Below are 22,082 nucleotides of genomic sequence, written 5' to 3'. Positions count from 1 at the left end.
TCGAATCCTAGCATCTCATAGTGTGGGATGTCGGGAGCCCGTATGAAGGAGGACCGGATGACTCAGCCACCGTTGACATTAGCGGAGAAAGTATGGCGCGACCACGTGGTAACGAAGGGGGAAAACGGCGAGCCTGACCTCATCTTCATCGACTTTCAACTGCTGCACGAAGTGACCTCGCCGCAGGCGTTTGACGGTCTGCGGATGAACGGACGCACCATGCGCCACCCCGAGTTGCATTTGGCAACGGAGGACCACAACGTGCCCACCACGGGTATTACCAGCGGTGACCTCATCGAGATCACCGAGCCTACCTCGCGCACCCAGGTAGCCACCCTGCGCGACAACTGCGCCGAGTTTGGTGTGAAGCTGCACCCGATGGGCGATATCCAACAGGGCATCGTGCACACCGTCGGCCCGCAGCTGGGCATTACACAGCCCGGAATGACCATTGTCTGCGGCGACTCGCACACCTCGACGCACGGCGCGTTCGGCTCGATCGCGATGGGTATCGGTACCAGCGAAGTCGAGCACGTTATGGCCACCCAGACGCTGCCACTGAAACCGTTTAAGACGATGGCAATCGAGGTTACTGGCGAACTGCAGGAAGGCGTGACGGCCAAGGACCTGATCTTGGCGATCATCGCGAAGATCGGCACCGGCGGTGGACAAGGCCACATCATTGAATACCGTGGCGAAGCCATCGAGAAGATGTCCATGGAAGCACGCATGACGTTGTGCAACATGTCTATCGAGGCAGGGGCACGAGCCGGTATGGTCGCGCCGGACCAGACCACGTTCGACTACGTCGAAGGCCGCGAGTACGCGCCGAAGGGCGAGGACTGGGATGCAGCCGTGGAGTACTGGAAGACGCTGCCGACCGACGAAGGCGCAAAGTTCGATACCGTCGTGGAAATCGACGGTGCAGCACTCACCCCGTTTGTTACCTGGGGTACCAACCCTGGCCAGGGTCTGCCGCTCGGCGAAAACGTGCCCGACCCGGAGGACTTCACCGACGACAACACGAAGGCATCTGCTGCGAAGGCCATCGAATACATGGGCTTGACCCCGGGCATGCCGCTGCGCGACATCACCATCGATACGGTCTTCCTCGGTTCCTGCACCAACGCGCGCATCGAGGATCTGCGTGCAGCCGCCGACGTTGTCAAGGGCCGTCGCATCGCCGAAGGCACACGCATGCTCGTCGTGCCGAGCTCCACACTTGTGAAGCAGCAGGCCGAAGAAGAAGGCCTCGACGCGATCTTCACAGAGTTCGGCGCAGAATGGCGCACCGCGGGCTGCTCCATGTGCCTCGGCATGAACCCAGACCAGTTGCGACCGGGGGAGCGCAGTGCCTCCACAAGCAACCGCAATTTCGAGGGCCGCCAAGGCCCGGGTGGCCGTACCCACCTCGTATCCCCGCTGGTTGCAGCAGCAACTGCGGTGACCGGCCACCTCGCAAGCCCGGCAGATCTGTAAAGGAGCCCGATCATGGAAAAGTTCACCACTCACACCGGCGTCGGCGTTCCGCTGACCCGCACCAACGTCGACACCGACCAGATCATCCCCGCGCGCTACCTTAAGCGCGTGACCCGCACTGGTTTCGAGGACGGCCTATTTTCTAACTGGCGTGAAAACGAAGCCACATTCGTCCTCAATCAGGACGCGTTCAAAGACGGCTCCGTGCTATTTGCCGGCGAGGACTTTGGCACCGGCTCCTCGCGTGAACATGCCGTCTGGGCGCTCATGGACTACGGCTTCCGCGCCGTGTTCAGCCCCCGATTCGCGGATATCTTCCGCGGAAATGCCGGCAAAGCTGGCCTGCTCGCGGGCATCATGAGCCACTCCGATATCGAGCTGATCTGGAAGCACCTCGAGCAGCACCCTGGTGATGAGGCGATCGTCTCGCTCGAAGACTGCACCGTCACCGTCGGTGGCAACACCTTTACCTTCGAGATCGACGATTACACCCGCTGGCGGCTCATGGAAGGCCTCGACGATATTGGGCTGACGCTTCGCGACGAGCCCGCTATCGAACGATTCGAAGCAACCCGTCCAGCGTTCAAGCCGTCCGTCGCGGGTTAGGCCCCGGACGGCGATAGCGCCCTCGGGCTGGTTATTTGCCCAACTGGTCGACGACGCCCGGGGCGAACGCCTCCAGGAACTCACGCGCAGCGACAACGACGCCCTGGATACCGGTCTTGATCTCGTCGGAAAACTGCTGGTCGCTGCGCTCCCAATAACCCGGCAGAGAGTAGGTCACGGCAAGCGCGGTGATGCCGCGCTGTTCGTCCTTCACTGCGGTTACGGTGGGGTAAGCCTTCTCAATGTTGTAGCGCTCCACCCACTCGAGCACCTCGTTGAACTGCTCGGCCTTCACCGAATCCACAGCGACGGTGGTCAGCACGTTGAGATTCGGCTCGATCATGTTGATCTCCAGCCCGATACCGGAAAACCCGGTGCGCAGCGCAGGGCCAAGCGGTGCCTTTTCGTACTTCCAGCCTTCCTTGTCAAACAAGGCGATGACACGATCGATGCTGAGGTTGCTGGTTGCAGAAGTCATGTCCTAGTCCTCCTGGTTAGCTTCGGCGTTGGCTTCGGTGTTTGCTTCGGTGGTGAAGGTTTTCGGGCCGCTCGTCGACAAGAGCTCGCTGGTATCTGGCAAGGCCTCGCGCAGCAGGTTCACCACGTGATGGATTGCGGAGAAGTAGTAGTCCAACATTGCACGCACCTGCTCGTCGGTGAAGCCTTCGTTGGAGAAGAACGGCGCGTCGATCAGCACGACGGCATCGTCCTCACGACGTACCGGGTGTACGCGCACGAGGGGCATCGTCCGGTTGATCTCGTTGCAGCGCAGACGCAGCGTCTCAATATCGTCGCCCTGAATGATGCCGAGCCAGCGTGCGGTGGCCTTGAAACCACCCTCGGCTACCTCGAAGAACACCATCAGGCTGGGAAATGCGGTGCGAACCTCGCCGCTGTCTTCTCGGAAGTACTGCACCCCCATTGATTTCAGGGTGGCCGCGATGCGGTCTTGGGAAATGGCGGTAGGAGCTGCCATGGTGTGGGCCTTTCGTCGTGGGGTGGTTACAGAACTGGAAGTGGGGAGGGGATGTAGTCCGCGCCGATGAGCTTGCCGTCGTGGAACGTCAGAACCCATACGGAGGCTTTCTTCGCGCGGATTTCTTCGTCGATAGGCAGTGTCCCTTGCGCCGAGAGCCACGCGATCATGCCGGGGATGATCCCACCTTGCGCGCACACCACGCTGGTTCCGCCGGCCTCAATCACGTCCTTGAATGCGTGCTTGGCGCCAACCATGTCGGCGATCCAGGCATCGTCGCCAAACTGCTTATCGACGACAACCTCGCACCCCATCTCATCCGCCAGCGGCGCAACTGTGTGCTGGCAGCGCTCCGGGACCGCCGAGTAAATACGTTCCGGCGCGAACGCACTGAGCAGGGGAACGAGCATCTCGGATTGGCGGCGGCCCTTCTTATCCAGGGGACGCAAGTTGTCGTCGCCGGACCATTTGTTGCGGTCGTGGGCGCGGGCATGTCGGACATAGAGGATGCGTGCATCTGCGGGCGTGTTAAAGCGCTTCTGGGCCTTCTGGAGCACCTCGCGGTCGAGGTCGTACGTCATCAACTCAAGCGCTTCATTGAGTGGCAGCCAGCGGATCTCGTCGACCTCGTTGTTGGGTACGAACTCGCCACCGACGACCTCGCCGGTCCAGTAATAGACCACCTTGGTTGTCTTCTTTACCGGGTAGACCGTCTTGCCCAGCAACTTGCCCAGGCGAACGTCGTAGCCTGTTTCCTCCTTGATTTCACGTACTGCGGTTTGTACAAGCGACTCATCAGGGTCGACCTTGCCCTTGGCCAGCGACCAGTCGTCGTAATGAGGACGGTGAATACACGCAACCTCAATGGTGTCGGGTTGCTTAACGTCACCGCGCCACAGCACCGCACCCGCAGCAAGCGTGGTGCGCTCGAACTCCTTCTGCGGCTTTAACGGAATAGCCTGAAGCCTGCCAGTGAGAAACTTCTCACCCAAGGCGTCCTTATCTTGCTCGGAGAGCTTCCCGCTGTTTCCTGGTGTCTTGGATGCGTGAGTAGGCATGTCCTCCATTGTGTCCCAAGTAACCCACTCACGCCGGACACGCCACGCGCCACGGCCGGTGGTAGGTTAAACCGGAACAATCGGCTGGGAGGATTCGGAAAAATATGGTCAACGTTGCGGTACTGGGGGCAGGCTCCTGGGGTACAACCCTGGCGAAGGTGTTCGCGGACGCCGGCAACAGGGTCACGCTGTGGGCGCGTCGGGACAACCTTGCCCGCACCATTCAGACCACGCGGGAAAACCCGGAGTACCTTCCCGGCATCACACTCCCGGATGCGATCGAAGCCACCTCGAACGAGCAATACGCGCTGCAAGACGCGACCATCGTCGTCTTTGGCGTACCCAGCCAGACCATGCGGGAAAACGTCGCGCGTTGGGCACCCATGATCCCGGCTGATGCGACGATGCTGTCCATCTCAAAGGGCGTGGAAACAGGAACGCATCTGCGCATGAGTGAAGTTATTGCAGAGGTCACCGGAGCGGACCCGAACCGGATCGCAGTGCTCAGCGGGCCCAACCTGTCGCGCGAGATTGCGCTCGAACAACCTGCCGCCACCGTGATTGCATGCGCCGATGAGAACCGTGCAAAACTCGTCCAAGCCGCGTGTGCGACTAACTATTTGCGGCCGTACACCAACACGGATGTCGTGGGCTGCGAAATCGGCGGCGCGACGAAAAATGTCATTGCGCTTGCCTGTGGCATGGCCGCGGGACAGGGCCTTGGCGACAACACCCTGGCATCCCTGATCACGCGTGGCCTTGCAGAGACCACCCGTCTGGGCAACGCGCTCGGCGCGGATCCCCGCACGTTTGCAGGTCTTGCCGGTATGGGAGACCTCGTGGCCACGTGTGCTTCGCCGCTGTCGCGTAACCGCACATTTGGCTCCGCTTTGGGGCAAGGTGCGACGATGGAAGAGGCGAAGGCTGCGACGAAGGGCCAGGTTGCAGAGGGCGTGGTGTCGTCGAGAAGCATTTTCCAGCTCGCCGAAAAGCATGGCGTGGAGATGCCGATTACCCAGGCAGTGTTTGCCATTTGCCACGACAACTTCAAAGTTGCGGACACGATCGCGACACTGATGGGGCGCAGCAAGAAGGCAGAGTAAAACTGCGCCATGGCTACGCGGTAGATTGGTCAGCGTGATTCGCGTAGCAGTTCTTTATGGTGGCATGTCCACCGAGCACTCCATTTCCTGCATTTCCGCAGCGTCGGTGATGCAACACATGCCGGCTGACTACGAGGTGTTTCCCATCGGTATCACCCGTGACGGCGTATGGGTTGAAGGCACAACAGACCCAGTAAACGGCGTCGCGCTGCCTGAGGTGCCCGCTGGCCGCGAAGTTGCACTCTCCATCAACCCGACGCGCAAGGGGCAGATCTTCGATGTAGCAACCGGCGAAAGTATCGCTTGCGTCGATGTTGTCTTCCCGGTGCTGCACGGCAAATACGGCGAAGACGGCACAGTGCAGGGACTGCTCGAACTCGCTGGTGTCCCGTACGTCGGCCCAGGGGTGCTTGCATCCGCCTGCGGCATGGACAAGGAGTACACGAAGAAGCTCGTCGCGGCTGAAAACATTGCGATCACCAGGGAAGTGATCCTCGACGGTCGGGCAGTGCTTGACGACGACGAGCGTGACTACCTCGGTCTACCAGTGTTCGTAAAGCCCGCCAACGGTGGGTCATCGATCGGTGTGTCCAAAGTGAGCTCCTGGGACGACTTCCCGGCGGCGTACGACCTTGCGCACGAATCCGATTCCAAGGTGATTGTGGAAGCGGAACTTGTCGGCGACGAGGTTGAGGTGGGAGTCCTCGAACGACCCGACGGGACCATTGCGGCATCCCTGCCAGCGAAGCTCAACGGCACCGAAGACTCCGAGGAAGGCTTCTACGGGTTTGAAACGAAATACCTCGAAGAGGGCGTTACGGCAACGATTCCGGCACCGTTCGACGAGGCAACAACCGCGCAACTTCAAGACATGGCGGTGACGTGTTTCAAGGCGCTGAACTGTAAGTCGCTTGCACGTGTGGACTTCTTCGTCACCGAAGACGGCCCGGTGCTCAACGAGGTCAACACCATGCCTGGATTCACCGCGATTTCGATGTACCCGCAGGTGTGGGCAGCCACCGGAGTGGACTACCCGGAACTGCTGGACACGCTGGTGCGGACCGCGCTGCGTTAGAGCGCAGCGTTAAAGCACAGCATTAAAGCGCAGCGTTAAAGCGCAGCGGTGTGCTCGGCGATCAGTTCAGTCAGGTTCGTAATCGCCTCGTTGCTCTCCGCCTGCGGCAAAGAGACTGCGATACCGCTGTCGCGCCCCAATGCGTACCACGTCGATGCCGTGGTGCCGTTTGCCAACAGCACATCCTCGAACCACGGAATGTCATTGACCTGGGCAAGTTGTGCACCCGGTGCGTAATTCGGCGATGGGGCGACACCGCAGCGCAGAACGATCGGATCACGTCCCTCGGCACGCCATGCGACGGTGTTTTCGGACGCAGGCTCTGTTCGGGTGTAGCCCTCGGCGATAGCATCCGGTGCGGCCTGGAGCAGCGCGTCGCACTTCGATGCATCTGCGCCTTCCAACGCGGACAAAGGCGCGGGGTTGTGGGGCTGATCCTTCGATGGCAGCCCATCGGCGCCCAGCCGTCCGAGGGACTTCTTTGAGTCGTGGAGTACCTGCGCATCACCGGTCACGGCGATCACAGGGGAGCGGTTCACGGTGTACCAGGTGGCCAGGTTGGACTGGGGCGTGAGGTCGTCGATACGCATCCACGTTGCATTGCCGATGGTTTCAGTAACGGCGTAGTCCGTGTACTGCGCCGGCATGTCTACACCGCAGCGCAGGGTGACGCGGTCATCGGTGGACTTGCGCCAGGCGGCGGCGCCTTGTGGTGCCGGTTCTGCGAGTTCGGCACGGGGAAGGCCGGCGAACCGGTCGGGGAGGGCGTCGATAAGCGATGCGCACTCCGGGCTATCGGCCATCGGGGCAGGAAGATCAGCCATCGCGACCGGCTGCAGCGCCACACGTTGGAAGAACACACGAGCGCCAATAACGGCTCCGAGGACGAGAAGGACTGCGAGGCCAAGACTGACCAAAATTGTTGTGCGATTAACCTGTGGTTCGTGCGCCGTGGTTGCCATGGCGAAATAGTCTAACGAAAGGGCTGCCCAACCCGTGATCACCACCGGATTTCCCACTGATGGTCCGACGCTTGCGCAGGTCGGCGAGCGAGCGGTTATCGCCGCGATTCGCGCTGCCGCACCGTCTGCCCTCAACGGCGACGACGCAGCGGTACTTACCCCCTCAGTGCCAAACTCGAGAGTCGTCGCCGGCACCGACATGTTGGTGGAAGGCCATCACTTCACTCGTGCGACCACAACCCCGTACCTTTTGGGCCGCAAGGCGACGGTGCAGAACTTCGCGGATATCGAGGCAATGGGCGCGCGCCCGATTGCAGCACTGATGGGGGTGTCTGTCTCCCGCGATGCGCCGGCAGCATGGGTCGAAGAGATCGCCCGCGGCATTGGGGATATGGCAGGGGAGTATGGCTGTGAACTCGTCGGCGGGGATCTGACCGACGGGCAAGAACTTGTGGTCTCCGTAACCGCAATCGGCTCGCTTGGTGGTAACCGTCCGCCGCTGACGCTAGATGCGGCACGCCCCGGTCAGCGAGTGGTCGCGCACGGCAATATCGGTTATTCAGCCGCAGGATTCGCGCTGCTGCAGTCCGGGATTGATGTGCCGGAGGAGCTCGAGGTGCTTGTGAAGGCGCATCAGGCCCCGGTGCTTACCCCGGGGCGTGGCGTGGTGGCGCGCGCGGCAGGCGCGACCGCGATGACGGACAACTCGGATGGGCTCATCCGGGATGTGACGACGCTGGCAAAGGCATCTTCGGTAGGCATCGAACTGTCAAAGGTGGCGCTGCGCCCGGATGCGACCTTGCAGGCTGCGGGCGTACTCCTTGGCGTCGACCCGTGGGAGTGGGTGCTCACAGGTGGGGAGGACCACACCCTCATCGGCACGATCGATGGGTCCGCACCGGTTGGGTTCCGTTCGATTGGCGCAGTCACCCGCAAGCCCGGGGTGCGCATCGACGGCGAGGCCCCAGAATTGACCACCGGATGGGAGAGTTTCTAAATGTTGCCCGTGCACGAATCTTGGCAGGAACCGCTCGCTCCGGTGGAAGATCGAATCCACGCAATGGGGCAGTTTTTGCGCACAGAGGACGACTACCTGCCGCGTGGCCACGATATTTTGCGGGCTTTTGCGGATCCGTTCGACGATGTCCGGGTCCTCATCCTGGGCCAAGACCCGTATCCGACCCCAGGACACCCGATGGGGCTCGCGTTTTCCACCCAGCCTGGGGTGGCGGCGCCAAGGTCGCTGGTGAATATCTACAAAGAGCTGCAGGCTGATCTGGGTATCCCGCCCCGGGCGGATGGGGACCTGTCGTCGTGGTCGTCGCAAGGCATTTTGCTGCTCAACAGGGTGCTTACCGTGCGTCCGAGAAAGCCCGCGTCACACCGTGGCAAAGGCTGGGAAGAGGTTACCCAGGCCGCAATTGAGGCGCTTGTCCGCCGAGATGCGCCACTCGTAGCTATCTTGTGGGGCCGTGACGCACAGACAGCTGCGAGATTTTTGGGGGATACTCCCCGGATTGAGTCGCCGCATCCGTCGCCGTTATCAGCATCGCGCGGTTTCTTCGGTTCGCGCCCGTTCTCGCGTGCAAATGAAGCGCTTCAAGCACAGGGTGCGAATCCCATCGACTGGAGTCTGTAACAGCTCCCTGTAAGCTTTCGCTTCATGTCTGTCACTCCGCTTATCGACGCCGCAGGGTTGCGTGCGTGGGCCCAACGCGCCTCCGCCGAGCTGGAGCGGCGCCGAGTGGAGATCAACAGCCTCAACGTCTTTCCCGTGCCGGACTCCGATACGGGCTCCAACATGGCGCACACGATGCGTTCAGCCTGCGAGCAAGCAGCTTTGCTTGGCGACGACGCCAGCGCCGTCGATGTCGCCGAAGCCCTGGCCGTCGGCGCTGTACGTGGAGCACGCGGCAACTCAGGTGTGGTGTTGTCCCAGGTGATGCGCGGAATCGCGCAGTCTGTCAAAGACGATGCTTCGGACGGGGAGATGGTCGCGGACGCATTGGCGCATGCCGTGAAGTTTGTGGACCAAGCCATTGCGGATCCGGTGGAAGGCACCGTGATTACGGTGCTCCGAGCGGCGTCTGTGGCTGCCCAACAAGCGGTAGAGGACATTGGGCGTCCGTTGAGCTTGCTCGATGTCGCAGCACCTGCGACATCCGCGGCCAGGGTGGCCTTGGCCAACACGCCGTCGCAGCTGCCAGTGCTGCGCGAGGCCGGAGTGGTTGATGCCGGCGGTACCGGTGTGGTGATTCTGCTCGAGGCGCTGTTGGAAGAGGTAGAGGATAGTCCCGCAACGGCACCCGATGGTGATGTCCAAGAGAGCGCCGTACGCAGCGCAGAAAGCAGCACAGAAGCCAGCGCAGAAAGCACCCCGGCACCTGCTGAAGGGGCAGACCGCGACGTGCACGTTGACATGGCGCATGCGGGGCCGTCGGGTCGGGAGCACTCCCTTGAGGTGCTCTTTGGGTTTCTGGGCGATATTGCGGAGTTGGAAACCGAGTTGCGCACCTTGGGCGACAGCCTGGTCATCGCTCGGCTATCTGATACGGAAGCCACTGTGCACATTCACACGCTCGATGCAGGTGCTGTGATTGAGACGGCGTATCGCCTCGGCAAGGTCCAAAACCTGCGCCTTGAAGTGCTCCCGGGTGCCCCAGTGGTGCGAAACCCCGATCGCTTGATTGTGGCCGTGACTCCTCCCGGCTCCCTGACAGAGCTGTATAAGGAAGCAGGTGTGGTCACTGTTGCCCCGGGCGACGAGGTGATCTCGGACATGCTCTCCGTGATTCGGCGTTCGGGCAGCAACGAGATCATCGTGCTGCCGAATGGGCTGCTCAGTAACCGGAATCTCGCTGCCGTGGAGAAAGCAACCCGAGCGCTGGAACAGACGATCACACTGCTTCCTACAGTCCGGTTAGTCTCCGGTATTGCAGCGCTGTCTGTGCACGATCCGAACCAGCCGCTGGCTACCGCCGCGTTTTCCATGTCTGAGGCGGCTGGCGAGATGCGTACGGCAGTGGCTCACCGCGCAAAGAAGGGCGCGCTGACACTCAGCGGCGCGGTTGCCAAGGGTGATGTGGTGGTCACCGCACGTGGGGAGACGCTGCTTATCGCCGAAGACCCGCTCGATGCTGTGAAGCGGGCATGCAAACGCCTGCTCGAACACGGCGGGGAGCAAGTCACGGTGCTGTTTGACCCAGCTGAGCTGTCGGAGGAGGAGCTTCGCACGCTGAACACTGAGCTCGGCGTCCAGGTCATGGTTTATCCTGCAGACGGATTGCAAGCATGTGCGGAGATCGGGGTGGAGTAAATGCTGGGGTTTGAGGACAATCGGCCACTGACTGAGGTTATTCCTGCGAAGCAGGCACGGGCGATTGAGAAACACCTCACCATTTCCACGTGCGGCGAGCTGCTTCGGCACTATCCGCGACGCTACCTGCACTACGGCACCGGTGCTGACCTGACCGGGGTCGAAGCAGGCGATACTATCACCGTGATCGGCGAGGTCGTCGACGCCAACACGTTTTACACTAAAAAGACGCCCAAGCGGCCGATTACCAAGGTGATGATCCACGATGGGCGTACGGAGTTCCAAGCCACCTTCTTCGGCTCCCAATATGCCCAACGGGTGCTGAAGCCGGGTCGGCGCGCGATGCTGACGGGCAAGTTGGATTTCTACCGTAATCAGCCTCAGCTGCAGCACCCTGACTTCGTGCTCATGGACGGTCCTACTGAGGCGACCGGTTCCATGCGTCAGCTGTCTCACTTCGGCGATCTGGAAGAAATGCTGCGTGGCCGCCAGTGGCTTCCCCTGTATCCGGCGTCGAAGCAGGTCAGCACGTGGACGATTATGGGGGCTGTGCATGCGGTGTTGAAATCGCTGCCGCGTATCGACGAGCCCCTTGGCTTCACCCCCATCGGCCTGCTACCCCTCAATGCAGCGGTCCGCCAGATTCACGAGCCTGGTGCGGAAGGCCCTGCACGGGCGAAGGAGCGACTGAAGTACGACGAGGCGCTCTCGGTCGCGCTGGCGATGGGTGTGCGACGCATCGACACCTCCGCTCACAGGGCGCCCGAGATGCCCTATGTGAAGGGGGGCGATGAGGACAAGCTGCTGGACGGTCTGCCGTTCCCGCTGACCCGCGGCCAGAAGGAAGTGATCACGGACATCACGGCTGATATGTCCAAGACGGTGCCGATGAGTCGCCTGCTCCAAGGCGAGGTTGGCTCCGGAAAGACGGTGGTGTCGCTGATGGCGATGCTCCAGGCCGTCGATAACGGCGCGCAGGCGGCATTGCTTGCTCCGACGGAAGTTCTCGTGCTGCAACACGCGCGTTCGCTAACGTTCACTCTCATGCGTGCGGGTCTCCCCACCCGAGTGGTTGCGCTGACAGGATCGATGACGGTCGCGCAGCGCCAAGAGGCACTGCTGAAGATTGTTTCCGGGGAGGCCGACATTGTCGTCGGTACGCACGCCCTGCTCCAAGAGGGCGTGGACTTTTTCAACCTGGGGCTTGTCGTTGTCGACGAACAACACCGCTTCGGCGTAGAGCAACGCGACGCCCTGCGTGCCAAAGCGGGGGAGACCACACCGCATTTGCTGGTGATGACGGCAACGCCGATCCCACGCACCATTGCGATCACGGTGTTCGGCGACTTGGAAGTATCCACGCTGCGCGAACTTCCCGGTGGGCGCAAACCGATCCAGTCTGCGGTGGTCCCGGAATTCAAACCGCGCTGGGTGGAGCGCGCTTGGGAGAAGATCCGCGAAGAAGTTGCAGCCGGGCACCAGGCCTACATCGTGTGTCCGCGTATCGACGGCGAAGGCGGCGTACTTGAGGTTGCCGAGCATCTCGCCGCAACGGAGTTTGCGGACCTGACAGTCGGCATCCTGCACGGACGCCTCAAAGGCGACGAGAAAGACAACGTCATGGCGGACTTCGCCAAAGGCGGCATCGACGTGCTGGTGTCCACGACGGTGATCGAGGTCGGCGTGGATGTGCCGAATGCCACGGTGATGGTCGTGCGCGAGTCGGAGCATTTCGGTGTCTCCCAGTTGCACCAGCTGCGCGGCCGAGTTGGGCGTGGCGGCAACCAGTCGCTGTGTCTGTTCCACACGCTCGCGGAGGAAGGCAGCCCCGGCTTCACCCGCGTATCCCAGGTAGCGGCTACAGCGGACGGGTTCGCGCTCGCGGAGCTTGACCTGCTTAACCGCGGCGAAGGTGACGTGCTCGGCACAGGCCAGTCCGGCATCAAACGCACGCTGCGGTTGATTAACTTGGTTGAGGACTACGACATCGTTAAACGTGCCTACGACGACGCCGCCACGTTGGTGGCAAACCAACCCGAGTTCGCCAGGGCAGCCACCGCCGGGTTCGTGGCAGAAGACTTCGAATATTTGGACAAGAGTTAGCTGGTTAAAATTATGGGAATGAACCGCATCATTTCGGGAGAAGCCCGCGGCCGAAAGATCAAAGTGCCGCCGGCAGGAACGCGACCTACATCCGACCGGGCCCGCGAGGGGCTGTTTTCGTCGTTGCAGGTGCGTTTCGGGTTCGTCGATAAGCATGTGCTCGACCTGTTTGCAGGCTCGGGTGCGCTCGGGCTCGAGGCCGCGTCGCGTGGTGCGGCAGAGGTCGTGCTGGTGGAGAGCGACCCTGAGGCAGCGAAAATCATCGAATACAACGCAGGCGTGGTCAAGCACCCCAACGTGCACATCCACCAGATGAAGGCGTCGACCTACGTTGCATCGGCGCCGAAGAAACACTTCGACATGGTGCTGGCAGACCCTCCATACGAACTAGCCGACGAGGCGGTCGCAGAGATGGTCGAGGCCCTCAAACCTGCGCTGGCGGATGGGGCAGTGGTTGTCGTTGAACGCCACCGCGAAAGCCCGGAGACTGCATGGCCTGCGGAGTTCACCCCGACCGGCCAGAAGCTCAAGCGTCGCATCTACGGTATTGCACGTATGGATATGGCGGTCTACGCCGACCCGGAAGCAGAGGACAACTAAATTGACCATCGCAGTCTGCCCTGGCTCGTTCGACCCGATCACGAACGGGCACCTCGACATTGTCACCCGTGCCCTTCGTCATTTCGACGAAGTGATCGTGCTGGTCACTGGCAACCCAACGAAGACGTCGGGGCTGTTTACTATCGACGAGCGCGTCGACCTCATCCGCGAAGCCACCTCACACCTTGAGGGCGTTCGCGTGGATAGCTGGGCGGGCCTATTGGTCGATTACACCACCCAGCACGAGATCAGCGCGCTGATTAAGGGCTTGCGCTCCTCGCTCGATTACGAGTACGAACTGCCGATGGCACAGATGAACCGACGCCTGACCGGCGTGGATACCTACTTCCTGCTGACGGATGAGAAGTACGGTTACATCTCGTCCTCGCTAACCAAAGAGGTTGCGAAGTACGGCGGTGACATTTCCGGACTCGTGCCGGAGAGCGTCCACGACGCGATTCGGGAGAAATTCAGCAATTGATCGTGTTGATCGCCGTCGCGCTCGCAGTTGTGATGGGCGCTGGGCTGCAGCGCATTTCCGGCATGGGACTGGGTCTGATCACCGGGCCTGTGCTCTCGTTGCTGTTGGGACCTGTGGTTGGCGTGCTCATGATCAACGTTATCGCCATGGTCAATGCGGTGTTTAACACCTGGGGGATGCGCCGCGACATCGATTGGTCTAAGTTCTGGCCGATCGCAGGCGCGCTCATCATCGGCGTGCTTCCCGGGGTGTGGGTGGTCTCTCACGTATCGACGAGCGCCCTGCTCATCATCGTCGGTGCCCTGTTACTCATCGCCCTGTCAGTGGTGACGTTGGGCAAGCGCTACGTGCCTCAGATCGAAGGTGTGGTTCCTGCAGCTGCCGCTGGCGCCGTCGGCGGGTTCATGAACACCCTCGCAGGCGTTGCCGGGCCGGCATTTACCGTTTACGCGCACGCGGCACGTTGGCCACAGCGCATCTATGCCGCCACCTTGCAGCCGTTGTTCTTCGTCGCCGGCGCACTGTCGTTCGGGGCAAAGGAACTCTCTGGTGCGGCGGATATTTCCTCGATCAACCCCTGGCTGTGGGTCGCCTCCTTTGGCGGCATGCTTCTCGGAATCACCGCGGGAAAGCGGCTGGCCCCGCACGTACCGTCCGCGAAGGCCTACCGCATCGCGCTCGGGCTTGCGTTCTTCGGAGGCGCCACCACACTAGTCCGCGGCCTCGCAGGCTTGTTGTATGGATGAAAAACGGCCGCCCGGATGTGGGCGGCCGTTTCGTGTAAGGGAGTGTCCGGCTAGAACAGCGTGGAGACGAACGACTTCGTACGCTCGTGTTGCGGGTTATCCAGCACCTGTTCCGGTGTGCCGTTCTCGATGATCTGGCCACCATCCATGAACGCGACCTTGTCTGCGACCTCGCGGGCAAACGACAGTTCGTGAGTGACCACCAGCATGGTCATGCCATCATCGGCGAGCTTGCGCATCACACGCAGCACTTCGCCAACGAGTTCGGGGTCGAGGGCGGAGGTGGGCTCGTCGAAAAGCATCAGCTTCGGATCCATTGCAACCGCACGGGCAATTGCCACACGCTGCTGCTGACCACCGGAGAGCTGGATCGGGTACGCGTCAGCCTTCGACTCAAGACCGACCATCGCAAGCAGCTCCTTCGCGCGCGCAGTGGCCTCTGCAACCGGCTGGCCCTTGACGTGCACCGGGGCTTCGATGATGTTGTCCAGCACCGTGCGGTGGCCAAACAGGTTGAAGTTTTGGAACACCATGCCAATATCGCGACGCTGCTTGGCGGCGTCCTTCTCACTCATCTCGTAGAGTGCGCCGTCGCGCTCCTTGTAGCCGATCAACTCGCCGTCGACGTACAGACGACCCGCGTTGACCTTTTCCAAGTGGTTCACACAACGCAGCAGCGTGGACTTACCAGAGCCGGACGGGCCGATCAGGCACGTCACCTCGCCGGGGGCGACCTCAAGGTCGATGCCCTTGAGCACGTCGAGGCTGCCGAAGGACTTCCAGACATCTACCGCCTGGATCATAGGAGTTTCCTTGACGGTCATTAGCGCTGTCCCTTCTTCTGCGGTTCTTCGACAATTTCAACGTTGTTCGGAATGGTGCCCTCGGCGTCAGCCAGGCTGGCGAGCTGGCGAGCAGTGAGCTGGCGGGTGGCGCCGCGGTCGAAGTAGCGCTCCAGGTAGTGCTGGGCGACCATGAGCAACGACGTGATCACCAGGTACCAGGTCGCAGCCACCAGAAGGAGCGGTACTGGCTGGAACAGGGCGGCGGCGATATCCATCGAGCGGCCGTAAAGCTCAAGCGAGTACGGCACAGCAACGACGAGCGAAGATGTCTTGAGCAAGGAGATGAATTCGTTGCCGGTCGGCGGAATGATGATGCGCATTGCCTGCGGCAACACCGTACGGGTCATCGTTTGCCCCCAGCTCATGCCCAATGCCTTCGAGGCCTCAACCTGGCCCTCCGGCACTGCGGAGACACCGGAGCGGACGATCTCTGCCATGTAGGCGGCCTCATTCAAACCGAGGCCAACAACGGCCAGGGTAAACGCTGAAGAGGTAAACGGCTCAAGCGGAATCTGGGCGAAGCCGACGTTGATCGAGTCGTAGATCGCGCCAATCAAGCCCCAGAACATCAACTGGACGTAGACCGGGGTACCACGGAAGATCCACAGGAACACCCACGCCACCGTCTTGAACACCGGGTTCGGGCTCATGCGCATGACGGCCAACAGCACACCGCCGACAACGCCGAGCAGCATCGCCAGCACCGTGATTGCAATGGTGTGCAGGGCCGCCATAGCGATGCGGGTATCCAGCAGGTACTGGAAGTAGATGTCCCAGCCGTAAGCCTCGTTTCGGGCCGCGCCGATGACAAACCAGACCACAAGCAGCACAAGAATCACTGCGAGCGTCCACCGTCCAGGGTGGCGCAACGGTTTCGCCTCGATACGCTCAGGACGCTTGCGTTCGCCCTGAGAGGCGACGTACTGGGAATATGGGGTGCTCATGCTTAGTGTTCTCCCACTGGTTGTTCGTTAATCAAAGCCTGGTCGAGCAGACCTGTCGAGATATTCCATTGCGCAAGGATGCGCTGGTAATCGCCGGTATCGATGAGGTGCTGCATCGCGGCAGCCATCGCCGGCGCAAGCGCAGAACCCTTCGGCACAGCAATGCCGTACGGCGCGGCGTCAAACATGTCGCCGATCATTTCCATCTTGCCGTCGGAGCGCTCCACAGCCCACGCGGTAACAGGGGAGTCGGCGCTGTAAGCATCGGCGCGCCCGACAAGCGTTGCAAGCGCTGCGTTGTCTGCTGTGTCGAAGGCAAGCACAGTAATCGGGTCCTTGCCCGCTGCTTCGCAGGCTTCTGACTTCGGACGAACGTCGTCGGTCTCCGAAACCGTCGTACGCTGCACCGAGACCGTCAAACCGCACGCATCATTCGGATCCACGTCGGCGCCAGGAGCGGCAGCCCACTGAATACCCGCGTAGAGGAAATTGATGAAGTCGAAGGTCTGGCGGCGTTCCTCGTTATCGGTAAAACCTGAAGCACCGGCGTCGAGGCTGCCACTGGAGACAGCGGGCAGGATCATCGAGAAGTCCATGTCTGCAACATCGAAGTCCATCCCCATGACACCAGCGAGTGCACGGGCAATGTCCATCTCCACACCGATGACCTGCCCGGTGGAGTCTTTGAACTCGAACGGGGCGAACGGTGGGTTCGCGCCGACGTTGAGCACGCCGTCTGCGGCAATTTCTGGCGGCACCATCGCCGCAATCTCAGGTACGGCGTCCGGAACGATCGGCTCCCAGCCGTCCGGGTTGCCGCCCTCTGTGTTAGTAACGCAGCCCGCGAGCGGCAGGGCCGCGGCGAGCACAGCGGCGAAAAGACGCCGCTTTGCGTGGGGTGGGTAATGCATTGGTCTCCCGCATACGATGAATACTTGCGTAGTCCCGTATATTACGCGCCGAATGCGGGATGATAAAACGCACCGCCCGAGCAGTAGAAACTACTGTGTTGCCATACGAATACCACGCATAGCCAGCTCAATGATCTGGCCAATGACCATCATGCCGAGGACGACCGGGATCCACACGGAAGTACGCTGGCTGGATCCTTCTGAGCTCAGGGCGAAATCGCCGGTGAAAAGCCCTTTGCCCATCTTTGCGGAGCCCTGGGCTTCCATCTTCCACAGCTCAACCGGGTTAGCAGTATCCGGGATGGAAGAGCCCCTTGCCCAAGCTTGGACGACCTCCTTGCCTTCGCCTTCTTCCATGTCGTCGGTCCACTCGGTAAACATCTCGGAGCTAGACACCTTCTTCAGCGGGTTTTTCTCCGGATCGATGTACATCGGATCCTTCTCCGGGTTCGGCTCAAGAGCCTCGATGAGCCCCTTCGGCTTGTCCTTGGAGTCCTTGCCGTCTGTGCTGTCCTTGTTGCTCTCAGCGTCCTTCTTTGCCGAGCTGGTCGCGTCAGACAGCGCAGCAAACGAATCGATGGTGTCCTTCAGCGCGTTGCTCGGGGAGACTGGAGCGTCCTCTTGCGCTGCCCCTTCCTGTGCATGTGCGGGAACCGTCAGCGTGGTCAACATGAGTGCTCCGGCGACAAAGCCGGCGATATAGGTCTGGCGCATGCGCCGTAGTCTAACCAAGCCATCGCCTAATGCCCATGTTGCTCTTCTCTACCTGCGTTAGACTGGCGAAATGACTACCACCATTTTGGGCTGGCTGACAGAAGAAACCATCGAAGACGCCGCAGGTTCAGGAGCATTTAACCGAGGGAAAAAAATCTCCTCCGCAGATGTCACCATCCTTAGCGATACTGAATCTGAAGTTCAGGCCGCAGTCCAAGGGACGTGGACATACCGAACGACATTGTTTGTGCAAGGGGATCGGGTTGGCACTACGTGCGACTGCCCGGTGGGCACGCAATGGTGTAAACACGCGGTGGCAGTCGCACTTGCGCTGCTCATCCCGAACGAGCTCTCGTTCGACGATTCCGCGGTTACCGATTCCTCTGCTACCTCCAACGAGTCGGCTCCAGACGCGGTGGACACCTACGTGGATTCTGCCAGCCCAGATGAACTGCGGCGACTCATTGACCATCTGCGGCAGATTCCAGAGGTCGAAGAGATGCTGGAGTTTAACGCCTTGAAGAGTTCGGGCGATGACAAACAAGTCCGTGAACACGTGAAATCGGCGATCACCGCTGCATCGCGGAAGAGCAGTGGATTTCGGGATTATTGGCAAAGTATGGAACTCGCACGGCACTGGAGCGATGCCCTTGACGTGGTGGAGGCGTACGTTGATGAGCACCGTGGCGTCGCAGTACGCCCCCAAATTGAGCGCGCGATCACGAGGTTGAATGCGGTTTTGGGACGTGCGGATGATTCTTCCGGGATGCTCGGCGACGAGCTGCATCGATGCTTCGACCTGCACGCGCGAGCATGCGCTGACGGCGTTGAGGACCAACAAAAACTTGCCAAGTGGTTGGTGAAGGAGACACTGGAAGCGCCGTTTGTTGAGCCTGATCTGAGGGCCTACGCGGGACTTCTCGGCGCTGATGCGGTCGAATCAATCGCCGCAGCCTTTGAGGCGAATCCACCGAAGTACGGTGCCAAGGCGCTCTTCCTCGATGTTGCATTCTTGCGTGGCGACGACGACCAGATCGAATCAATACTGCTCGACGGTAACTCCGTGAAGGACCTCATCGAGTTCTATGAGTCACGGGGCAGGAAAGATGAGGTCAAAGCAGTCCTTTCGAAGTGGGATACACCGATCCAGTGGAACGAAATCGATTTCTTTGAAAACCGATTGCGCGCCTACCTGGGAGACAAAGCGTTGTTGGACTACCGCATTGAAAAGTTCAAAGAAAACCCGGGAACAGTGACATTTGACCGCGTGATCCATGGACCGGGAGTGACCGAAGACGTGATCGACCTCATCCCAGAGGGCATCCCGGGCAGAGACGTGATGCTCCTGCAAGCGGCAATGAGATTCAACGATCCGGAATTGGGCCTGTCGGTGGTAGATGGCGACGAGGCCGACGTTCACTCTGCATTTGAATTCGCCCGTTCAGTGCTATCCAGTCACGACCCGGAACGTGCACTTGAAATCATGCTCAGGGAACCTGAGCACATTGCTCGGGCAAGTGGCGACAGGGCGTACAAGCAGGCTGCCGCATCGGCGACGCAAATCATCAACTGCTTCCCGGCCGATCCAGTCGCGCGTAAGGCAGTGCTGGAAAAGATGGAAGAGCTAGCCATCCGTTACAAAAACCGGCCTAAGATGCTCAAGATTTGGCGCAGCTACGGCCTGATCAACTAGCCGCGAACCTTCAAATTGCTCCCGAGCTTGCTTGATCAGACGCTGGTAGCTTGTTTGGTACCTGACACTCAAGCTTTGGAGGTCATACTCTATGAGCAGGGATCTTGATATTACTGTGCTGCTGGTCTGTATCGGTGGAGTCCTGTTGATGATCGCTTGCTGGACCTTCTACATCCAGGGCGTGCGAAGGGCGCCCAAAACGGAGGAATGGTACGACGAGGGCGATGTAAACGGTTCAGAGAGCGATGGCGCGCTCTTCGTCTATCCCTACGGATCGCTGGTTATTGGTACTGCCAGTGCCTTCGTTTTGTTCGGAATTATGAACCTTCCCGAGCCTGTTGAAACGGTGTTGCTTGTTTTATGCATGGCTGCCGGGGGCATCGGAATCATTGGTTTTACGGGCGCGTTCGGGATTCCACTTCCGTGGCCGTTCGTACCGTGTTGGGTCGTCGATATCCGCAAAGCCAAACGCGCTCGACGCCGCGAACGCAGAGAAGCCCGCAGGAAGGAAAAGAAGGGTTAACTAGACTCGTGCAAATACGCCTAACAAGTAGCCGGAGGTACGAGTTGTGAGTTTGCAAAAGCTCTTGTGGATTTGCGCGGGCATCGGGACTCTTCTTGCGGGGTATTTACACGGGGCGCCTGCTCTTCTGCTCATCGCTCTTCTTTTCGTCGTTGCCATACCGACAGTGCTTCTCGTTGCGTCATCTACAGAGCTCAAAGGTGGACTTAAGTCCGTCGGCTTGCTTGCGGTCTGTATTGCTATAGGTGCCTTCGTTCCGCTCGTTCTTCCTTTCGCTTATGCCGTTTTCGTCTCAGTGAGCTGGTACTCGATTACCTCCGCTAATTCTCTATAGCGCTCTTGGTTCGCCTCATGCGGGGCGGGGCCGGACCACCATTGGCGACCGCGATCTCCTGTGCTGCTGTCAACGTGTCGTTGCTTGCTTCCGACTCGGCCTGGTGGTGAATTTCCGGGTTTTGAGGTTTAGGAAAGCGATGTTTACCAGCAAGCCGTGTCACTTCTTGCTGAAAACGAAAGGGGAGGGGGTTCCGGAAAACTTTTCCGAAACCCCCTCCCGAGTGGTGCCCCAGGTGAGACTCGAACTCACACTGGACGGGTATAGGAAAGGCGCTTGATCGGGGTTACCTTTGCTACAGGGGCCATTCTGTACAGGGGTTAAGGGTAGGTGCCCACGGCTCGCGTGAGGAATCGATTGGGCAAATAGAAGGGTTTAAGAAGGGCTAATTTGCTTCTGTCCACCTGATTCGAGGAATTTTTCCATGGCTCCGGTTGCATCCCTGGGACCTGTATCGCGCTGATAGTAATGTCGGCCCGTAACCATGACGTTTTCGTGCCCCAGAATTTCAGCCGCTGCTTCATGATCCTTCGTCGCATTAGCAACTACCGTGGCGATAGTTTTGCGGATGGTGTGCGGCGTGATGCCTTCCAGGCCAGTCCCCGCCAACATTTCCCGCCGACGCTTATTGACCGAGCTGGGGTAATTGAATTTTCCGTCAATAGAAAGCAAAGGAATTTGGGTTGGATCTGCCTCGAAATGGCACATTGCGTCTAGATGCTCAGCTAATTCGGAAATCTTCACTAGGGTCGCGTCTGTAATTTTCAAGACTCTCACAGAGGAGTGGGTCTTTGTGTCGCCGCGCACGAGCCCACGCCCCTTCTGGTGGACAACGCCAGAGTGCACTGTAAGCGTAGCGTTCTCCCAGTCGATGTCAGCCCGTGAAAGCCCTAGCAATTCGCTGATGCGCATTCCAGTATCCATGGAAGTCCTCATAAATGCTGCCATGAAGGGCGAATCTGCATCTGCAATCCTTCTGAGCTTAAGGAGTTGCTCAGGAGTTGCGTAGTCATCTCGCTTTTTGGGTAGAGGCGTAGAGGACTTCAGAACGATGTCGCCCCAAGGACAGTCCCTATCAACCAGGTTCTCATCTTGAGCCCATCGCCAACTATTGCGAAAAACCTTGCGGCACTCACGGGCAGTGCTCGGAGGGAGCTTTCTAGCAAAGTTTGAGACGACAGCTCGAGTTAGCTCGTGAAGTAGGAATTCACCGAGCGAGGGTAGGAGGTGGTTCTTGGCCATCGATTCATAGCGGTCAACTGACTGGGGTTTGATCCGGTCGTCGCGCCGCTCGAAATTGAGATACTCAAGCACTACCTCCTTATATGTCGAGTAAGCAGTGAGATTCGTTGCATTTGACGTGCCTTCATGTTTCTTGGCTTGTGCGCGTTCAAGGAGGTTTTGCCGGGCATTGGATACGGAAGATCCACAGACTTCGAGCCGTACCTTCTTCCCGTCCAGGCGGCGAAGCCAGGCTGTTGCTACGAAGGGGGCAGACGTTCCGGTTGTCGGCCGTTCGGCGACGCGGATTGATCCAACTTGTCCGAGCATTAAACGAGGTCTTGGCATGAAGTAAATATTACACGGTTTAGATTCCCCATCGCCTGTTCTCC

At 60.0% G+C, this 22,082-nt stretch carries 22 protein-coding genes; 13 read left to right on the top strand and 9 right to left on the bottom strand.

The window, feature by feature from the left end:
• Nucleotides 1–57 precede the first annotated feature (57 nt).
• Both leuC and leuD read left to right on the top strand, forming a co-directional pair.
• Nucleotides 58–1,479, top strand: a complete 1,422-nt coding sequence (gene leuC / locus HMPREF3145_RS09285) for a 3-isopropylmalate dehydratase large subunit (RefSeq protein ID WP_070422956.1) — start codon at nt 58–60, stop codon at nt 1,477–1,479.
• A 12-nt stretch (nt 1,480–1,491) separates the two neighbouring features.
• The gene (leuD, locus tag HMPREF3145_RS09280) at nt 1,492–2,085 is read left to right on the top strand and encodes a 3-isopropylmalate dehydratase small subunit (protein WP_070422955.1); all 594 of its coding nucleotides are present in this window, start codon (nt 1,492–1,494) and stop codon (nt 2,083–2,085) included.
• A 31-nt stretch (nt 2,086–2,116) separates the two neighbouring features.
• Here leuD and HMPREF3145_RS09275 read toward each other — a convergent pair whose 3' ends face one another.
• From HMPREF3145_RS09275 to HMPREF3145_RS09265, 3 genes are read right to left on the bottom strand one after another with little or no spacing between them, the layout of a single operon-like run.
• The gene (locus HMPREF3145_RS09275; protein WP_070422954.1) at nt 2,117–2,563 is read right to left on the bottom strand and encodes a hypothetical protein; all 447 of its coding nucleotides are present in this window, start codon (nt 2,561–2,563) and stop codon (nt 2,117–2,119) included.
• Between the two features lie 3 nt (nt 2,564–2,566).
• Nucleotides 2,567–3,061: a YbjN domain-containing protein gene (locus HMPREF3145_RS09270; RefSeq protein WP_070422953.1), complete on the bottom strand. Its 495-nt coding sequence runs from the start codon at nt 3,059–3,061 to the stop codon at nt 2,567–2,569.
• A 26-nt stretch (nt 3,062–3,087) separates the two neighbouring features.
• A complete protein-coding gene (locus tag HMPREF3145_RS09265; protein ID WP_141740857.1) occupies nt 3,088–4,119 on the bottom strand; it encodes an NUDIX hydrolase in 1,032 nt (343 codons plus the stop codon).
• A 104-nt stretch (nt 4,120–4,223) separates the two neighbouring features.
• Here HMPREF3145_RS09265 and HMPREF3145_RS09260 point away from each other — a divergent pair, with 104 nt between their 5' ends.
• Complete coding sequence (locus HMPREF3145_RS09260) at nt 4,224–5,222, top strand: NAD(P)H-dependent glycerol-3-phosphate dehydrogenase (protein WP_070422952.1); 999 nt, start codon at nt 4,224–4,226, stop codon at nt 5,220–5,222.
• A 25-nt stretch (nt 5,223–5,247) separates the two neighbouring features.
• The gene (locus HMPREF3145_RS09255; RefSeq protein WP_168162464.1) at nt 5,248–6,297 is read left to right on the top strand and encodes a D-alanine--D-alanine ligase family protein; all 1,050 of its coding nucleotides are present in this window, start codon (nt 5,248–5,250) and stop codon (nt 6,295–6,297) included.
• Between the two features lie 35 nt (nt 6,298–6,332).
• Here HMPREF3145_RS09255 and HMPREF3145_RS09250 read toward each other — a convergent pair whose 3' ends face one another.
• Nucleotides 6,333–7,259 carry a DUF3515 domain-containing protein gene (locus tag HMPREF3145_RS09250; RefSeq protein WP_070423021.1) on the bottom strand — a complete coding sequence of 309 codons (927 nt, stop codon included), beginning with the start codon at nt 7,257–7,259 and terminating at the stop codon, nt 6,333–6,335.
• Nucleotides 7,260–7,293: 34 nt separating this feature from the next.
• On the opposite strand from HMPREF3145_RS09250, the gene HMPREF3145_RS09245 reads away from it, so the two are divergent.
• The 7 genes from HMPREF3145_RS09245 to HMPREF3145_RS09215 are packed head-to-tail and all read left to right on the top strand — an operon-like array spanning nt 7,294 to nt 14,505.
• Nucleotides 7,294–8,256 carry a thiamine-phosphate kinase gene (locus tag HMPREF3145_RS09245; protein ID WP_070422950.1) on the top strand — a complete coding sequence of 321 codons (963 nt, stop codon included), beginning with the start codon at nt 7,294–7,296 and terminating at the stop codon, nt 8,254–8,256.
• A complete protein-coding gene (locus HMPREF3145_RS09240) occupies nt 8,257–8,898 on the top strand; it encodes a uracil-DNA glycosylase (protein WP_070422949.1) in 642 nt (213 codons plus the stop codon).
• Nucleotides 8,899–8,922: 24 nt separating this feature from the next.
• Entirely contained in the window at nt 8,923–10,575 is a 1,653-nt protein-coding gene (locus HMPREF3145_RS09235; protein WP_083279494.1) for a DAK2 domain-containing protein, read from the top strand.
• Nucleotides 10,576–12,678 carry an ATP-dependent DNA helicase RecG gene (locus HMPREF3145_RS09230; RefSeq protein ID WP_070422948.1) on the top strand — a complete coding sequence of 701 codons (2,103 nt, stop codon included), beginning with the start codon at nt 10,576–10,578 and terminating at the stop codon, nt 12,676–12,678.
• Nucleotides 12,679–12,696: 18 nt separating this feature from the next.
• Nucleotides 12,697–13,278, top strand: coding sequence for a 16S rRNA (guanine(966)-N(2))-methyltransferase RsmD (rsmD, locus tag HMPREF3145_RS09225; RefSeq protein WP_180949979.1), 582 nt, complete (start codon nt 12,697–12,699; stop codon nt 13,276–13,278).
• Between the two features lies 1 nt (nt 13,279).
• Nucleotides 13,280–13,759: a pantetheine-phosphate adenylyltransferase gene (coaD, locus tag HMPREF3145_RS09220; RefSeq protein WP_070422946.1), complete on the top strand. Its 480-nt coding sequence runs from the start codon at nt 13,280–13,282 to the stop codon at nt 13,757–13,759.
• A 2-nt stretch (nt 13,760–13,761) separates the two neighbouring features.
• Entirely contained in the window at nt 13,762–14,505 is a 744-nt protein-coding gene (locus tag HMPREF3145_RS09215; protein WP_311524002.1) for a sulfite exporter TauE/SafE family protein, read from the top strand.
• A 50-nt stretch (nt 14,506–14,555) separates the two neighbouring features.
• Here the strand turns inward: HMPREF3145_RS09215 and HMPREF3145_RS09210 are convergent, their stop codons facing one another.
• From HMPREF3145_RS09210 to HMPREF3145_RS09195, 4 genes are all read right to left on the bottom strand, one after another.
• Entirely contained in the window at nt 14,556–15,308 is a 753-nt protein-coding gene (locus tag HMPREF3145_RS09210) for an amino acid ABC transporter ATP-binding protein (protein ID WP_141740856.1), read from the bottom strand.
• A gap of 20 nt (nt 15,309–15,328) precedes the next feature.
• Entirely contained in the window at nt 15,329–16,294 is a 966-nt protein-coding gene (locus HMPREF3145_RS09205; protein WP_070422944.1) for an amino acid ABC transporter permease, read from the bottom strand.
• A gap of 2 nt (nt 16,295–16,296) precedes the next feature.
• Entirely contained in the window at nt 16,297–17,205 is a 909-nt protein-coding gene (locus tag HMPREF3145_RS09200) for an ABC transporter substrate-binding protein (RefSeq protein ID WP_070422943.1), read from the bottom strand.
• 90 nt (nt 17,206–17,295) lie between these two features.
• Nucleotides 17,296–17,919, bottom strand: a complete 624-nt coding sequence (locus HMPREF3145_RS09195) for a hypothetical protein (RefSeq protein ID WP_070422942.1) — start codon at nt 17,917–17,919, stop codon at nt 17,296–17,298.
• 70 nt (nt 17,920–17,989) lie between these two features.
• Between HMPREF3145_RS09195 and HMPREF3145_RS09190 the strand changes: the two genes are divergently transcribed.
• Together HMPREF3145_RS09190 and HMPREF3145_RS09185 are read left to right on the top strand one after the other, a co-directional pair.
• Nucleotides 17,990–19,612: an SWIM zinc finger family protein gene (locus tag HMPREF3145_RS09190; RefSeq protein ID WP_141740855.1), complete on the top strand. Its 1,623-nt coding sequence runs from the start codon at nt 17,990–17,992 to the stop codon at nt 19,610–19,612.
• A 91-nt stretch (nt 19,613–19,703) separates the two neighbouring features.
• Complete coding sequence (locus HMPREF3145_RS09185; RefSeq protein ID WP_070422940.1) at nt 19,704–20,135, top strand: hypothetical protein; 432 nt, start codon at nt 19,704–19,706, stop codon at nt 20,133–20,135.
• Between the two features lie 709 nt (nt 20,136–20,844).
• Here HMPREF3145_RS09185 and HMPREF3145_RS09175 read toward each other — a convergent pair.
• Nucleotides 20,845–22,038, bottom strand: coding sequence for a tyrosine-type recombinase/integrase (locus tag HMPREF3145_RS09175; protein WP_168162463.1), 1,194 nt, complete (start codon nt 22,036–22,038; stop codon nt 20,845–20,847).
• Between the last annotated feature and the right edge of the window lie 44 nt (nt 22,039–22,082).

It is taken from the genome of Corynebacterium sp. HMSC05C01 (assembly GCF_001807155.1).
GTDB lineage: Bacteria > Actinomycetota > Actinomycetes > Mycobacteriales > Mycobacteriaceae > Corynebacterium > Corynebacterium coyleae.
The sequence above is the reverse complement of the archived record's forward strand: the minus strand, read 5'-3'. Positions and strand labels throughout refer to the sequence as shown.